14 protein-coding genes are annotated in these 15,377 nt (G+C 66.1%); 2 read left to right on the top strand and 12 right to left on the bottom strand.

The window, feature by feature from the left end:
* The 8 genes from AB4Y43_RS05765 to AB4Y43_RS05730 all read right to left on the bottom strand — a co-directional run bounded on the left by AB4Y43_RS05765 (position 1) and on the right by AB4Y43_RS05730 (position 9,276).
* The gene (locus tag AB4Y43_RS05765; RefSeq protein WP_368727287.1) at positions 1–1,272 is read right to left on the bottom strand and encodes a glutamate-5-semialdehyde dehydrogenase; all 1,272 of its coding nucleotides are present in this window, start codon (positions 1,270–1,272) and stop codon (positions 1–3) included.
* A 200-nt stretch (positions 1,273–1,472) separates the two neighbouring features.
* Positions 1,473–2,675 (bottom strand): DNA polymerase III subunit delta, encoded by a 1,203-nt coding sequence (holA, locus tag AB4Y43_RS05760; RefSeq protein ID WP_368727207.1) that lies wholly within the window; start codon positions 2,673–2,675, stop codon positions 1,473–1,475.
* Positions 2,676–2,718: 43 nt separating this feature from the next.
* The gene (lptE, locus tag AB4Y43_RS05755) at positions 2,719–3,282 is read right to left on the bottom strand and encodes an LPS assembly lipoprotein LptE (RefSeq protein WP_368727206.1); all 564 of its coding nucleotides are present in this window, start codon (positions 3,280–3,282) and stop codon (positions 2,719–2,721) included.
* A gap of 100 nt (positions 3,283–3,382) precedes the next feature.
* Positions 3,383–5,977 carry a leucine--tRNA ligase gene (gene leuS / locus AB4Y43_RS05750; protein WP_069268422.1) on the bottom strand — a complete coding sequence of 865 codons (2,595 nt, stop codon included), beginning with the start codon at positions 5,975–5,977 and terminating at the stop codon, positions 3,383–3,385.
* A 166-nt stretch (positions 5,978–6,143) separates the two neighbouring features.
* Positions 6,144–6,575, bottom strand: a complete 432-nt coding sequence (locus AB4Y43_RS05745) for an ExbD/TolR family protein (RefSeq protein WP_368727205.1) — start codon at positions 6,573–6,575, stop codon at positions 6,144–6,146.
* Between the two features lie 12 nt (positions 6,576–6,587).
* Positions 6,588–7,316, bottom strand: a complete 729-nt coding sequence (locus AB4Y43_RS05740) for a MotA/TolQ/ExbB proton channel family protein (RefSeq protein WP_069268420.1) — start codon at positions 7,314–7,316, stop codon at positions 6,588–6,590.
* A 53-nt stretch (positions 7,317–7,369) separates the two neighbouring features.
* Positions 7,370–8,167, bottom strand: a complete 798-nt coding sequence (dapB, locus tag AB4Y43_RS05735; protein ID WP_368727204.1) for a 4-hydroxy-tetrahydrodipicolinate reductase — start codon at positions 8,165–8,167, stop codon at positions 7,370–7,372.
* A gap of 173 nt (positions 8,168–8,340) precedes the next feature.
* Positions 8,341–9,276, bottom strand: a complete 936-nt coding sequence (locus tag AB4Y43_RS05730; protein WP_368727203.1) for an outer membrane protein assembly factor BamE — start codon at positions 9,274–9,276, stop codon at positions 8,341–8,343.
* A gap of 136 nt (positions 9,277–9,412) precedes the next feature.
* Here AB4Y43_RS05730 and fur point away from each other — a divergent pair, with 136 nt between their 5' ends.
* Positions 9,413–9,841, top strand: coding sequence for a ferric iron uptake transcriptional regulator (gene fur / locus AB4Y43_RS05725; RefSeq protein ID WP_069268417.1), 429 nt, complete (start codon positions 9,413–9,415; stop codon positions 9,839–9,841).
* Positions 9,842–9,944: 103 nt separating this feature from the next.
* Here fur and AB4Y43_RS05720 read toward each other — a convergent pair whose 3' ends face one another.
* From AB4Y43_RS05720 to AB4Y43_RS05710, 3 genes are read right to left on the bottom strand one after another with little or no spacing between them, the layout of a single operon-like run.
* Positions 9,945–10,457, bottom strand: a complete 513-nt coding sequence (locus AB4Y43_RS05720; RefSeq protein WP_368727202.1) for an ureidoglycolate lyase — start codon at positions 10,455–10,457, stop codon at positions 9,945–9,947.
* Positions 10,458–10,470: 13 nt separating this feature from the next.
* The gene (alc, locus tag AB4Y43_RS05715) at positions 10,471–11,490 is read right to left on the bottom strand and encodes an allantoicase (protein WP_368727201.1); all 1,020 of its coding nucleotides are present in this window, start codon (positions 11,488–11,490) and stop codon (positions 10,471–10,473) included.
* A gap of 60 nt (positions 11,491–11,550) precedes the next feature.
* Complete coding sequence (locus AB4Y43_RS05710; RefSeq protein ID WP_368727200.1) at positions 11,551–12,894, bottom strand: C4-dicarboxylate transporter DctA; 1,344 nt, start codon at positions 12,892–12,894, stop codon at positions 11,551–11,553.
* 265 nt (positions 12,895–13,159) lie between these two features.
* Here AB4Y43_RS05710 and AB4Y43_RS05705 point away from each other — a divergent pair, with 265 nt between their 5' ends.
* Positions 13,160–13,885: a FadR/GntR family transcriptional regulator gene (locus AB4Y43_RS05705; protein WP_368727199.1), complete on the top strand. Its 726-nt coding sequence runs from the start codon at positions 13,160–13,162 to the stop codon at positions 13,883–13,885.
* A 273-nt stretch (positions 13,886–14,158) separates the two neighbouring features.
* On the opposite strand, the gene AB4Y43_RS05700 is transcribed toward AB4Y43_RS05705, so the two are convergent.
* A complete protein-coding gene (locus tag AB4Y43_RS05700) occupies positions 14,159–15,187 on the bottom strand; it encodes an IS110 family transposase (RefSeq protein WP_342950349.1) in 1,029 nt (342 codons plus the stop codon).
* Between the last annotated feature and the right edge of the window lie 190 nt (positions 15,188–15,377).

The following is a 15,377-nucleotide window of genomic DNA, read 5'->3' as shown; positions in this document are numbered from 1 at the left end:
CTATTGACGGCCTTCGCCGTGGCCGAGCACGACGTACTTCAACGAGGTCAGCCCTTCCAGGCCGACCGGGCCGCGCGCATGCAGCTTGTCGTTCGAAATGCCGATCTCCGCACCGAGGCCGAACTCGAAGCCGTCGGCGAAGCGCGTCGAGGCGTTCACCATCACGCTCGCCGAGTCGACTTCGCGCAGAAAGCGCATGGCGCGGTCGTGGTCTTCGGTAACGATCGCGTCGGTGTGGTGCGAGCCGTAGGCGTTGATGTGCTCGATCGCGTCGTCGAGCGTGTCGACCACCTTCACCGCCAGCACCGGCGCAAGATACTCGGTACGCCAGTCCTCTTCGATCGCGTCCACGAGCGGACCTACGCCCGCGTCGGCGAGAATCGCGCGCGCCGCAGCATCCACGCGCAGTTCGACTTCCTTCTCGCGATACAGGCGGCCAAGCGGCGGCAGCACGTCGTGCGCAATGCCGCGCGCCACGAGCAGCGTCTCCATCGTGTTGCAGGTGCCGTAGCGGTGCGTCTTGGCGTTGTCGCACACGGTCAGCGCCTTCGCGAGATCGGCGCGGTCGTCCACGTACACATGGCAGATGCCGTCCAGGTGCTTGATCATCGGCACGCGCGCCTCTGCCATCAGGCGCTCGATCAGGCTCTTGCCGCCGCGCGGAACGATCACGTCCACGAATTCCGTCATCGTGATGAGCTTGCCCACGGCCGCGCGGTCGGCAGTCTCGACCACTTGCACCGCATCCTGTGGCAATCCCGCCGCAGCCAGCCCTTCGCCGATCAGCTTCGCAAGCGCCGTATTGCATTCGAGCGCCTCGGAGCCGCCGCGCAGAATCGTCGCGTTGCCCGACTTCAGGCACAACGCGGCAGCGTCGATCGTCACGTTCGGCCGCGATTCGTAGATGATGCCGATCACGCCCAGCGGCACGCGCATCTGCCCCACCTGAATGCCGCTCGGGCGGAACTTGAGGTTGCTGATTTCGCCGATCGGGTCGGGCAGCGCCATCACCTGGCGCAGGCCTTCCACCATCGTCTTGAGCGCCTTGTCCGACAGCGTGAGACGGTCGATGAACGCCGCGTCGTGGCGCTTTTCCTTCGCACGTGCGAGGTCGCGTGCGTTCGCATCCTTCAACTGCTGCGCGTCGCGCTCGATGGCTTGCGCCACCGCTTCGAGCGCCGCGTTCTTCGCGGCCGTCGTGGCTCGTGCCATCGCGCGCGAAGCGTTGCGGGCGCGGCGGCCGAGGTCGGTCATGTACTGGTCGATATCCATAGTGTCTTTCGTCATGCGGCGCGTGAGGCGCAGTCAGATGAGCTGCCCAGGCGCGGTTCGATTCAAAGCGGTTCAGGCCGATTTTAAGGCCAGCCGCCAAGGTTTGCTGGACGTGGCCGGGCGGCCCGGCAAGTGCACCGGCCGCGCGGCGCGGCATGAGGCAGGCGCCGACGCGCCGGTTCAGGCAAGCGCGGAACGCTTTATCCCGGACGGCGCGACGGCCCTGCGGCGCGCGGTCGGGCCGCGGCCGCTGCCGCGGCTGGGCCAGCTGGCTGAGCACCCGGCTGCGCGCGTGGTGGCGCTCCAGCGGCGCGCGCACCGGCAGCGGCGCGCGCCTGCGGTGCGCCTTCGCGTGGCGCGGCCACGGTCATGGCGAGTTCGAAAAGGCCGTCCCAGGCATCGGGCGGCAGCGCATTGCGCCAGTCCGCGCGCGATTGACCCGAAAGCCCCTTGACCTGGCGGTCGAGGCGCGCCGCGAGCGCGAGTCCGCGCTCCAGCGTCGCTTCGCTCAACCGCGACAGCGCCGGCCCGATGAGCCGCTCGCGCGGCCCCCACACGCGGTTCTCGCGCAGCAGCATGGCGAGCGGCTTGCCCGCCGCCACGCCGCGCTTGATGCGCAACAGCGTGCGGATTTCCTCGACCACGGCCCACAGCACCAGCACCGACGCCTCGCCTTCGCCCTGCAGCCCGTCGAGCATGCGCGCGAGCCGGCCAACGTCGCCTGTGAGCATCGCTTCGTTGAGCTTGAATACGTCGTAGCGCGCGACGTTGAGCACGGCGTCGTGAATCTGCTCGAAGCTCAGCACGCCTTGCGGATAAAGCAGCCCAAGCTTCTGAATTTCCTGATGCGCCGCCAGCAGGTTGCCCTCCACACGCTCTGCCACGAATTGCAGCGCGCGCCGGCCGTCCTCGCCTGGCGCCACGCGCTGGCCTTGCAGCGCCAGACGCTGGCCGATCCAGTTCGGCAGTGCCGTGCGCTCGACGGGATCGATCTTCAGCGCGACGCCGCTATCAGCCAGCGCCGTGAACCATGCAGACTTCTGCGTGGCGGCGTCTAGGCGCGGCAGCGTGACGAGCATCAGCACGTCGGGATTCGAGGCAGCGGCGAGCGTCTTGAGCGCGTCCGCGCCTTCCTTGCCGGGCTTGCCCGACGGAATACGCAACTCCACCAGCTGGCGGTCGCCAAATAGCGACATCGACTGGCTCGCGCCGAGCAGCGAGCTCCAGTCGAAGCCGCGCTCGACGGTGAACACCGAGCGGTCGGTGAAGCCCGCCGCGCGCGCAGCCGCGCGGATGCGGTCGCACGCCTCCTGGGCGAGCAGGTGTTCGTCGCCATAGACGACGTACAGGCCGGCCAGCCCTCGCGCGAGGTGCGGTTCGAGTGCGTCGGGTCGCAGTTGCATGGCGCTCGGTCGAAGGTCGCTCAGTAGATGGAAACCGCGCGCATTACAGCGGCGGCGGCGGCAGCGGTGCGCGCGGCGCGACACCCGGCACGACCTGATCGGGCGTCGGGTTGATCGATTTCAGTACGGCGAGGCGCCGCATGAGCTGGTCGACGGCGTCGTTCTGCATGTCGGTGAATAGCAGATCGGCTTCCTGCGTCTTGGCGGTCGAGAACTGATCGCTGTACGTCATCGCGCGATTCAGCGAAATGGCGCTCGGCTGGATCAGCACGCTGCCATCCGGTCTCGTCAGCGTATAGTTCAGCGAATAGTTGACCTGATATTCCACGACTGCGCCGAGTGAATTGAGCGTGAGCGTGCTGAAGCTGCGCCCTTCGGATATGTGCAGCACGGCGTCGGCGTTGGCCACCGAGTCGACCACCACCGAGTCGCTGCCGCCTTCGACCATACGCGAGAGGCGCCCGACGAGCGGCGGCGGCGCGCCGACGACCGCGAGGCGCTTGAAGGCGAAGTTCTCCTCGCCGCGCAGCTGGAAGCCGCACGCTGAGAGGGCCAGCGCGCTGCCCGCCACGAGCGGGAACAACCTGAGAAACGATCTGCGAATCACATGGACTCCCTGGGTTCGCGACAGAGTCGCCAGTGTCGGCTGAGCGGCGCCGCGCGGTGCTTCACGTGCGACGCCGCTCACATGGCCTTGGTTTGCCTCGTTAGACCACGACGTTCACGAGGCGGCCCGGCACGACGATGATCTTCTTCGGTGCACGGCCTTCCGCGAACTTGACGAACATCTCGTGCGCAAGTGCAGCCGCCTCGATCGCGTCCTTCGGTGCGTCCTTGGCCACCGTCACGGCGCCGCGCACCTTGCCGTTCACCTGCAGCACGAGTTCGATTTCGGCCTGCTCCAGCGCCTTTTCGTCGACCTTCGGCCACGGTGCATCGAGCAGCGTGCCGTATTCATCGCCGTAGCCGAGCGCCTTCCAGAGTTCGAAGGCGATGTGCGGCACGACCGGGTACAGCACGCGCAGCAGCACGCCGAACGTTTCGCGCTGCACGCCCGCACCCGCACCCTTGGCGCCGTCGATGGCGTTGAGCATCTTCATCGCCGCCGATACGACGGTGTTGTACTGCAGGCGCTGATAGTCGAAGTCGGCCTGCTTGAGCACGCTATAGACTTCGCGGCGCAGCGCCTTTTCGACGTCCGTGAGCGCCGCCGCGTCGAACGAGGCACGCGACTGGATCGCTTCGGCGTTCGCGTGGCCAAAGGCCCACACGCGGCGCAGGAAGCGGCTCGCGCCTTCCACGCCCGCGCCCGACCATTCGAGCTGCTGCTCGGGGGGCGCCGCGAACATCGTGAACAGACGCGCCGTGTCTGCGCCGTACTGGTCGATCAGCACCTGCGGGTCGACGCCGTTGTTCTTCGACTTCGACATCTTCTCCACGCCGCCCAGCACCACGGCCTGGCCGTCGCTGTTGAGCGTCGCGCCGATCGGGCGGCCCTTGTCGTCGTGCGTGACGGTCACGTCGGCCGGGTTGTACCAGGTCTTCTTGCCCGCAGCGTCTTCGCGATAGAACGTTTCGTTGAGCACCATGCCCTGCGTGAGCAGGTTCTTCGCCGGCTCGCCGAACTTCACGAGGCCGAGGTCGCGCGAGACCTTCGCCCAGAAGCGCGAGTACAAGAGGTGAAGAATCGCGTGCTCGATGCCGCCGATGTACTGGTCCATCGGCATCCAGTAGTCGGTGCGCTCGTCGACCATGTTCACGGCATCCGGCGCAGCGTAGCGGTAGAAGTACCACGACGAGTCGACGAAGGTGTCCATCGTGTCGGTTTCGCGCTTCGCGTCGGCGCCGCAGGTCGGACACTTGCAGTTCAGGAAGGCTTCCGACTTCGCGAGCGGGTTGCCCGTGCCGTCCGGCACGAGGTCTTCCGGCAGCACGACCGGCAGGTCCTTTTCGGGCACCGGCACGTCGCCGCAGCTCGGGCAGTGGATGATCGGGATCGGCGTGCCCCAGTAGCGCTGGCGCGAAATGCCCCAGTCGCGCAGGCGCCACGTGACCTGCTTGTCGCCGAGGTCGAGCGCCTTGAGGTCGGCCGCGACGGCGTCCACGGCCGCCGTGTAGGCGAGGCCATCGTATTTGCCGCTGTTCACGCAAACGGCGCGTTCCTTGTCGCCGTACCATTCCTGCCAGCCGTCGAGCGAGTAGGTCTCGCCTTCTGCGGCGATGACCTGCTTGATCGGCAGGTTGTACTTCTGCGCGAACGCGAAATCGCGCTCGTCGTGGCCCGGCACGCCCATCACGGCGCCTTCGCCATAGCTCATCAGCACGTAGTTGCCGATCCACACCGGCACCTGCTCGTGCGTGAGCGGGTGCGTCACGGTAAAGCCCGTGGGCACGCCCTTCTTTTCCATCGTCGCGACGTCGGCTTCCGCCACGCCGCCGCGCTTGCATTCGTCGATGAACGCCTGCAACTCCGGCTTGCCTTGCGCGAGACGCGTGGCGAGCGGATGCTCGGCCGCGATCGCCGCAAAGGTCACGCCCATGATCGTGTCGGCGCGCGTGGTGAACACACGCAGCAGCTTCTTCTCGCCATCCAGCTCGTACGGGAAGCCGAAGTTCACACCGAAGCTCTTGCCGATCCAGTTCTGCTGCATGATCTTCACGCGCTCGGGCCAGCCGAGGCCGTCGAGGTCGTTCAGCAGTTCGTCGGCGTACTGCGTGATGCGCAGGTAGTACATCGGGATTTCGCGCTTTTCCACCAGCGCGCCCGAGCGCCAGCCACGCCCGTCGATCACCTGCTCGTTGGCGAGCACGGTCTGATCGACCGGGTCCCAGTTCACCGTGCCGGTCTTCTTGTAGGCGATGCCCTTCTCGAGCATCTTCAGGAAGAACCACTGGTTCCACTTGTAGTAGTCGGGCTTGCAGGTGGCGATTTCACGCGACCAGTCGATGGCGAGACCCATCGACTGCATCTGGCCCTTCATGTATTCGATGTTGTCGTACGTCCACCTGGCCGGCGGCACGCTGTTGGCCATCGCGGCGTTTTCGGCGGGCATGCCGAACGCGTCCCAGCCCATCGGCATCAACGTGTTGTAGCCGTTCATGCGCAGGTAACGGTACATCACGTCGTTGATCGTGTAGTTCCGCACGTGGCCCATGTGCAGCTTGCCCGACGGATACGGCAGCATCGAGACGCAGTAGAACTTGGGCTTGTCGGTCTTCTCGGCCGTCCGGTAAGCGTCGGTGGCGCGCCATTCGCCTTGCGCGGCGGATTCGACGTCGGAGGGAACGTATTTTTCGAGCATGGTGTGGATGGTGAACGCTGGAAACGGGCCGTTTCGGTGCCGGATGCACCGGGCCGGCCGTTCACGATACCGGCAGATTGCGGCGGTTTCGCTGGGCCCGTTTTTAAAGGAAACGTTGATTATACCGTTGACTGGCGCGCGCTCAGCGGCGTGCGCAGTGGCGTCTTCAGTGAGCGCCGGCGGGCGGCTCGGTCACGAAGCCTAAGCGCGTGAGACCGGCCTGCTGCGCGGCACCCATCACCTGCGCGATCACGTCGTAGCGCGTCTCGCGCGCGGCGCGCAGTTGCAGCTCGGGCTGCTGCGACTCGGGCTCTTTGCCCGCTACCGTGAAGCGCGCGCGCAGTTCGTCCAGCGTGATGGGCTGGGCGTTCCAGTAGAGCTTGCCGGCGGCGTCGATGGAAAGCGTGACGGTCTGCGCCGTTTGCTGCGCGGGCTCGGCGGCGACCTTCGGCAAATCGAGCCGGATCGCGTGTGAGAAGAGCGGCGCCGTGATGATGAAGATGACGAGCAGCACGAGCATGACGTCGATGAGCGGCGTCATGTTGATTTCCGACATCGGTGCCGTATCGCGCTTCTTTTCGAGTCCGCCGAATGCCATACGCGTTGCCTCCTACGACTCGGCGCGCGCGCCTTCGCGCATCGCGCCGTGCGCACCTTCGCGGCGCAGCGGCGCGCCTTCGGGCGCACAGGCATAGGCGTGCAGATCGTGGGCGAAGCCGTCGAGATCGTCGCAGAGCTGGCGCACGAGGCGACCCAGCACGTTGTAGGCGAGCACCGCAGGAATCGCGACGACGAGACCGAAGGCCGTCATGATGAGCGCCTCGCCCACCGGGCCGGCCACGTTCTCGATCATCGCCTGGCCGCTCGCGGCAATGCTGCCGAGCGCGTGGTAGATGCCCCAGACGGTGCCGAGCAGACCGACGAACGGCGCCGTGCTGCCCACCGAGGCGAGCAGGACCTGGCCGAATTCGAGGCGCCGCTGCGACGCCTGCAGCGCGCCGCGCAGCGCCCGCAGGACGCGCTCGCCGCGATCCACGCGCGCGAGCATCACGCCGGGCGCGTCGGCTTCCTCGGCGGCGAGCGCCGCCTGAGCCAGCGGCAGAAACACGCGCTCGCGGTCGACCGGACGCATGGCGGCAACGCCGTCCGCGAGCGTGCGCGCCTGCCAGAAGCGCGCAATGGCGCGTGGCCCCTGGCGCTTCGCGCGCAGCAGGATCCAGCTCTTGATGATGAGGAAACACCAGCTCGCGACCGACATGGCGAGCAATACCCACGCAACCGCGTGGGTGACCGCGTCGCCCGTCTGCAGATAGTGAATGACTCCGGAACTCGCTGCCATCGGACCTCGCTCACTGTCGGTCCGGCGCAGGCGCCGGACCGTAGGGGAAACGCTCAGCGCAGGCCGAGCACGTCCTGCATATCGTACAGGCCATGGGCCTTGTCCTGCAGAAAGCGCGCGGCGCGCACGCTGCCCTGCGCATAGGACAGGCGGCTCGAGGACTTGTGCGTAATCTCGATGCGCTCGCCAATGCCCGCGAACAGTACCGTATGATCGCCGACGATATCGCCGCCGCGAATCGCCGAAAACCCGATCGTCGAGGGGTCGCGCTCGCCCGTCACGCCTTCGCGGCCATAGACGGCGCATTCGTCGAGATTGCGGCCGAGTGCGTGCGCCACGGCCTCGCCCATCGCAAGCGCGGTGCCCGAGGGCGCATCGACCTTGTGGCGATGGTGCGCCTCGATGATCTCGATGTCGTAGCCGGTCTCGAAAAAGCGCGCCGCATATTCGAGCAGCTTGAGCGTGACGTTCACGCCCACGCTCATGTTGGCCGCGAACACGACGCCGATCTTCTGCGCGGCCGCGCCGAGCTGCGCCTTTTGCTGGGCGTCGAAGCCGGTCGTGCCGATCACCATCTTCACGCCGTGGCGCTGCGCCGCCTCGAGGTGCACGAGGGTGCCTTCGGGGCGCGTGAAGTCGATCAGGCAGTCGCTTTGCGCGAAGACCTGCTCGATGTCGTCGGTGATGCGCACGCCGGTGTCCTTGCCGAGGAACGCGCCGGCGTCCTGGCCGACGGCGGCCGAGCCCTTGCGCACGAGCGCGCCCGAGAGCGTGACGTCGGGCGAATTCAGGACGGTTTCGATGAGCATGCGGCCCATGCGGCCCGATGCCCCGGCGATTGCGATTTTCATGAGTCTTCCTGCCATTGTGTCGCGGGCCGCGGTGCCGGGTGCTACCAGGCGCCACGCAGCGCCGCCGCCAAAAAACGCGGCGGCCGGTGGTGGTGACACCCCGGCCGCCGGATCGAGGCGTGGCGCGCCTCGCGCACCACGCCCTGCTTGTGTTACCGGCTGGGTCAGCCGGGTCAGTTGCTCGGAGCCGCAGCAGCCCCCGAGGCCGGCACCGTGGGTGGCGCGGCGAGCGACGAATCCCGTGCGGGGCCTGACGGCGCCGCATTGGTATCGCCTGTGCCTTGCGCGCCGGCGGTCGGGCCAACCGGGTTGCTCGGCGGCACGCCCTGGATTTGCGGCTGCGGCTGACGATGCAGCTGAACCTGCGAGGGCATCGTGCCGACGTTCTGCGGCAGCGCCGACGACTGCGGATTGCCCGCGCGCACCGACGGCGTGAAGCCCGACGGGGTTTGCACGGCTTCCGTGGCGCGGTTCGCGGCGGCGGCCGCCTGTGCGTTGGCGTCCTGCGGCAGTGCGTTGGTCGCGGTGCCGAGTTCGGACGACGGCGTGCGCGCCGTGTCGCCAACCGTCGGGCCGGTCGCGCTCGAAGCCTGCCCGGTGGCGCCTGCTGCAGCCGCCACCGGCGCCGAAGCGCCCGAGGCCGGCGCGGCCGCGACGGCCTTCTTGCCGGTGCGGTCGCCGTCGATTTCGGCGAGCAGTTCGAGGTTCGAGGGCAGGTCTTCGCCACCCGACCAGCTCGCTACGCGGTCGCCTTCGAACAGCACGACGAAGTCACGCTGCTGGACCACGGCGGTCGAGCCGCGCTTGAAATAGAAGATGTAGTCCCAGCGATTCGCATGGAACATGTCGGTGAGGAGCGGCGTGCCGAGCAGCTGCTTGACCTCGGCGCGCGACATGCCCACCTTCATCTGCGCCGCGGCTTCCGCCGAGACAAAATTGCCTTGCACGATGGTAATGCGGTAAGGCGTAATGCTCTGGGCGACGCGCTGCGTCACGCTGTCGTATGTTTTACAGCCGGCGAGCGCCGCGAACGCGGCCGCAGCCAGCAGGGTGCACGCCAGGCGGCCGCCGTGCATGCGCCGGCCGATCGTTGTGAATTCTGGAATCATTTCCCTCACCGTGCGGGCTTTTCGCGAAGCCGCGCGTATTCTGTAGAAGATCGTTCGAAGTTCTGGCGAAAATGCCCGGAACGGCAAAAACGCATTAACATAACAACCTAGCATTGTACTCCAGGGACTTATCGTCATGACCAATCCAACCGATCTCAAGAACATCGGCCTCAAGGCGACGCTGCCTCGCCTCAAGATCCTGGAGATTTTTCAGCACAGCCCCGTGCGCCATCTGACCGCCGAAGACGTCTACCGGAACCTGTTGAACGAGGAGCTCGACATCGGCCTCGCCACGGTCTACCGGGTCCTCACCCAGTTCGAGCAGGCCGGGTTGCTCACGCGCAGCAACTTCGAATCGGGCAAGGCGGTGTTCGAGCTGAACGAGGGTAGTCACCACGACCACCTCGTGTGCCTCGACTGCGGCATCGTTGAAGAATTCTTCGACCCCGAAATCGAAAAGCGCCAGCAAATGATCGCCACGGAGCGCGGCTTCAAGCTCCAGGAGCACGCCCTCGCGCTCTACGGCGCATGCACGAAGGAAAACTGCCCGCACCGCAAGCACTGACCGCCGCTTGCGGCTTGCGGGCTGCAGAAAAGGAAACGCCACGGCAGATCTGCCGTGGCGTTTTCGTTTGGGGAGCCGGTATTTGCGAAAAACGGGTCGGACCTCAGGCGGGCACGAGTGCCGTGTCGGCTTGCGCGAGCCGCCAAGGCCGCGCGAGCGCGATCTCGTCGCAGTTCGGCTGCGTGCCGCCGCGATCGATCACGACGAAGTCACTCACGCGCCCGAACGCGAGCAACGGGTGATGCCAGACGCCTTTGGCGTAGTTGACGCCCTGCCCGCGCCCGGCCCAGAACGCCCGCAAGCCGGCCGGATCGAACTCGCCCGCGGGCGCGACCACCACCGCGTAGCCCGCTTCGCCGAGCGGCACGAACGCCTGACTGCCTAGCGGATGTCGCTCCATCATCGCAATCTCGACGGGCCACGTACGCGGCTGGGCGCGAAACACGCTGACGATGGGCCGGCCGCCCGCCTCGTTCACGTCGATGGCGGCGAGATCGTGAAAGCGCTCGGTCGTGCCGCCGTTGATCGGAAAATGGCGCGCGCCTTCGAGTTCGATGACGTCGCCGAACGGCGCGAACGCCTGTCGCGTCAAGGGTTCCATGTGCAGGATCTGCATCGCGGCTCCTCGCTTAAGCCGGTTCGCCCCACAAGCGCAGGCGCGAGACGCCGCCGTCCGGGAAGATGTTGAAACGCACGTGCGTGACCGGGCCGAGCGCCGCGATCCTGCTCTCGAACACGTGCTGCTTGTCCATTTCGAGCTTCTGCTCGGCGAGCAGTTCCGGCCAGAACATCGCCTGGGTGACGAGCGAGTCGTCGGTACCGCCCGTCACGGTCGCCGCCTGCAGCGAGCAGCGGTCCGGGTAGTTGCCCTTGAAGTGCGCCGTGTCCACTTCGACCTTGCGGATGATGCCGGGCCGCGCGAGCGCCACGATCGCCCAGTCGTTGCCCGGCTCCCGGCGGCGGCGCGTTTCCCAGCCGTCGCCCATGTTCACGCCGCGGCCGGGCATCAGGATCGTGGAAGCGAGCCCGAAGTGCTGGTTGTTGGCCGCGACCAGATAAGCGCCGTTTTCGATCGCCGCGAGATCGATGAGGCTGCCGCGCTCCACCGTGTTCCAGTCGCGCCGGGGCTGACCGTACACGCGCAGACGCGCGAGGCCGCCGTCGGGATAGAGATTCACGCGCAAATGCGTGAACGCGCGCGTATCGCTCACTTCGACGTAGTGGTGCTGGTTGCCCTGCAAGCTCGTCGCCGGGACGATGGTCTGCCAGTCGGCGTTGTCACTGGGGGTTTCGTCGTCGCCCAACTGCGCGTAGCACGCCTCGATCGAAGCCGCCGGCGGGAAGTTGCCCGTGAAGTGGCTCGTGTCGAGATCGAGGCCGTAAATCACGCCCGGGCGCGCGAGGCGCACGATGCAGAAGTCGTGGCCCGTCGTGCGCTTGCGGCGCGTTTCCCAGCCGTCCATCCACTTGCCGTGGTCGTCGTACTTGCCGGGGATGAAGACCGCGGGCTGCGGATCGAGCATGCGCTCCTTCGGCGCGAAGAACTCGTCGCTCGCGTGGAGCGCGCGGGCGCCCAGACGCGGATCGGCGAGGTTCATGTAGCGGCGCGTGAAGGCGGGGGCATTGGGGTCGAGAGTCGGAATGGCCATGATGGTGTCGTTCGCTTGGGTTGTTCAGTTGATCGAAGGAAAACGAATGCCGAGTGATGGTCAGGCGTGCGCGTGCTTGCCGCCGAGCGCACCGTTTTCGCCAAGCGCCGTATCTGCGTCGCTGTCGCCTGCCGGCACGTAGAGAAAGCCTTCGTCGAGGTTCAGCACACGCCAGGCGCGCGCCTTGTCGATGTCGTGCTCCCACACTGCGACCACCACCGTCGCGACGCAGTTGCCGATCAGGTTGGTGAGCGCGCGAGCGATGCCGACGAACCAGTCCACCGGCAGGATCAGCACGAGGCCGAGCACGGGAATCGCGGGAATGGCGGAGAGCGTGGCGGCGAGAATCACGATCGCCGAGCCGGGAATGCCGTGCGCGCCCTTCGAGGTAATGAGCGACACCAGCACGACCACGATGAGGTCGTGCATCGAGAGCGGCGTGTTGGTTGCCTGCGCGATGAAGATCACGGCGAGCGTGAGGTAGATCGAAAAGCCGTCGAGATTGAACGAGTAGCCCGTCGGGATAACGAGACCCACCGTGGAATCCTTCACGCCCATCCATTCGAGCTTGCGCATGATCTGCGGCAGCACGGCGTCGGACGAAGCGGTGCCGAGCACGATCGAGAGTTCTTCGCGCAGGTAGCGGATCAGCTTGAACACGTTGAAGCCCGCCAGCCGCATGACAATGCCGAGCACGACCGCAACGAACACGACGCAACTCGCGTAGAACACGATCACGAGCAGCCCGAGTTGCTTGAGCGAAGCGACGCCGTAGGTGCCGGTCGTGAACGCGATCGCGCCGAGCACGCCGAGCGGCGCGAGCTTGATGATGAAGCCCATCACGCGGAAGAAAACCTGCGAGAGTTCGTCGATGAGGCTGTTCACACGCTGCGCCTTCGGGCCGAGCAGCGAGAGCGCGCTGCCGAACAACACCGAGAAAACGAGGATTTGCAGGATGTCGCCCTTCGCGAAGGCGTCGAAGGCGGTGTCGGGAATGATCTTCAGCAGGAAGCCCGCGGTGTCCTTCAGGCTCCTGGCGTGCTCCGTGTAGGTCGCTAGCGAGGCCGCATCGAGCGAGTGCAGATCGACGTTCATGCCCGCGCCCGGACGCGTGACATACGCGAGCACGGCGCCGATCACGAGTGCGACGGTGGTCATCGCCTCGAAGTACACCACCGACTTCAGGCCGACGCGGCCCACCTTCTTCAGGTCGCCCGCGTGCGCCATGCCGCTTACGACCACACAGAACACGATCGGCCCGATCACCATCTTGATGAGCTTGAGAAAGCCGTCGCCGAACGGGCGCAGCGATTGAGCGAAATGCGGAAACACCGCGCCTACGACGATGCCTAGTACGAGGGCGATCACTACGCGGCCAAACAGCGAATTGAAGAACTTCGTCACGACTGTCTCCTACTGAGCAGGGGTGGAGCAAGCAACTGTTCTGACTGGTCTGACCAGCACTGTTATGGCGGATAGTAGGAAGCCGATATACCGGAGTCAAGGTTGGCAAGCGCGGTGTTTACCCTTGCGCGGTCTGACCAGTTTGCGGGCCGGAGCGCCACGCCTTGTCCCACGGCGCACGGGCGTTGACGCGATGCACCATGCGGGCGCTCCGGACGGGACTACAATACCGGTCAGACCACGCGAAAGCTGCCCGCGCCATCCGATGAAGAACGTTCCGCACACCGTCACCGACGCCGCCATCGCCACGATCCGCGAACGGATCGAGGGCGGCCTGTATCCGGTCGGCAGCCTGCTGCCCGCGCAGCGGCAGCTTTCCGAGGAACTGGCGATCAGCCGCGCGTCGTTGCGCGAAGCGCTCTCGACGCTCGAAGCGCTCGGCATGCTGTCGATCCGCGCGGGCAAGGGTGTGTATGTGACGAGCGCGCAGGCCACCAACGCTCACCCGTGGCGTTTCGCCGATCAGTCGTCGCTGCCCGACACCTACCAGATGCGCTACGCGCTCGAAGGCTTCGCCGCGCGCATGGCGGCGCTCGCCATCGGCGACGCCGACGTGGCGTGGCTCGAAGCGAACACCGAGGCGCTGCACAGCGCCCTCGCCTGCGACGAACTCGACGAAGCCGCGCAGCTCGACTTCGAGTTCCACATGCGTATCGTCAATCTCGCGGGCAATGCGGCGATCGAATCGATCCTGCGCAGCAGCGCCGACATCATGAAAGAGAGCCAGCGCATGCCGTTCTACCGGCGCGAGCGCGTGCTCTCCACGCATCGCGAACACGGCCTGATCGTGGCGGCGCTGAAGGCGCGCGACTCGGCGGCGGCCGGCGAGGCGATCGAGGCGCACATCGCCAATGCGGCACAGCGCGCGGGCGTGTACTTCCCCACGCCGCCCGCGTTCGCTGCCGCCTCCCAGAGCGCCATCGAAAAATAAGGACAAAAAAAATCTATGGTCACCCCCGTTTTTGCAACCTTGATCGTTGACGTTGTGGTTGGCTTGCCTAAATCTATCCGGCGTCGTTGTGGGGATCACTCCCCGCGCCACGATGAGAGTCGCGCCTGATGGTCCTTAAAACCGCCGCGGCTTCGAGAGCCGATTTTTTTAACAGGTTGTCCGTCAGGCCGGTATGCCGTTCACGTCATCAAAGTTCAGCGGTCGCAAAACCAGGTGGGGGACTGCGGTAAAGCGTGGTTGGGGATCGGGCGCTCAGGCCGGCGCGTTGAGGCCCGGTCGCGCATCGAACGTGCCGTGGCGAGTCGCCAGTGCCCAGGCGGTGCGCGCCAGCTTGTTCGCCAGCGCGCAGGCCACGACGTTCGAGTGTCGGCGCGTGAGCATGGCGCGCACCCACTCGGCGAGCCGGCCACTCTGCCGATGGAGCTGCTGCATGTAGACGCGGGCGCACTGCACCAACAGGCGCCGGATGTTCTTGTCACCCCTCTTGCTGATGCCCAGCAGGTTCGCCCTGCCGCCCGTGCTGTATTGGCGCGGCACCAGTCCGATCGACGCGGCAAAGTCGCGGCTGCAGCCGTATTGCTTGCCGTCCCCCATTTCGGCGGAGAGCACGCTCGCCGTGATCGGACCCACGCCGGGGATCGTCAGCAAGCGCTGGCCGAGATCGTCGTCGGCGAGCTGGCGCGCCATCTCCTTGTCGATCTCGGCGATCTCCTCACTGAGGTACTTGAAGTGCGCATGCAGGCGCTCGAGGATCTCGATCAGGCGCGGCGGCAGCGTGTGCTCGGCCAGCACGGCCGGCAGTCGCTTGATGACGGATTGCCCGACCGGCAGGCTGATGCCGAACTCAAGTAGAAAGCCGTGGATTTGGTTAACGGCCTTCGTGCGGTCACGAATCAACGAATCGCGCACACGGTGCAGTGCCGAGAGCATTTGCTGCGATTCAGTCTTCGGAGTAACGAACCGCATGGCCGGGCGCGACGCGGCCTCGCAGATCGCTTCGGCGTCCACGAAGTCATTCTTGTTACCCTTGACGAACGGCCGCACGAACTGCGGCGAGATCAGTTTGACCTGATGCCCGAAGCCCGCTAGCTTGCGGGCCAGGTGATGGGCGCCAGCGCACGCCTCCATGACCACCGTGCAGGCGTGAAACGCGGCGAAAAACTCAATCAGCTGCTTGCGCCCCACCTTCTTGCGAAACACGGCCTGGCCGTGCCGGTCCTGGCCGTGAAGGTGAAAGGAGTGCTTGCCCAGATCGATTCCAACCAGCGTCACATCCTGCATGATGGCCTCTCCAGAAAAGAAAACACCCTACAGCGTAACCCGCGTGTAGGGTGGGGGTGACCATCTTGTATCTTTCTGCTCACGGACGGCGGTCATGCAGCCTGATAACCATCATGGGCCTGAAAGCCCGTTAATGAGCATTCGGCGTATGACCGCTACCGTTCTTCGATAAGCCCGAACAGTTGCTTGA

Source organism: Paraburkholderia sp. BR10872, from assembly GCF_040965835.1.
Lineage (GTDB): Bacteria > Pseudomonadota > Gammaproteobacteria > Burkholderiales > Burkholderiaceae > Paraburkholderia > Paraburkholderia nodosa_A.
The sequence above is the reverse complement of the archived record's forward strand: the minus strand, read 5'-3'. Positions and strand labels throughout refer to the sequence as shown.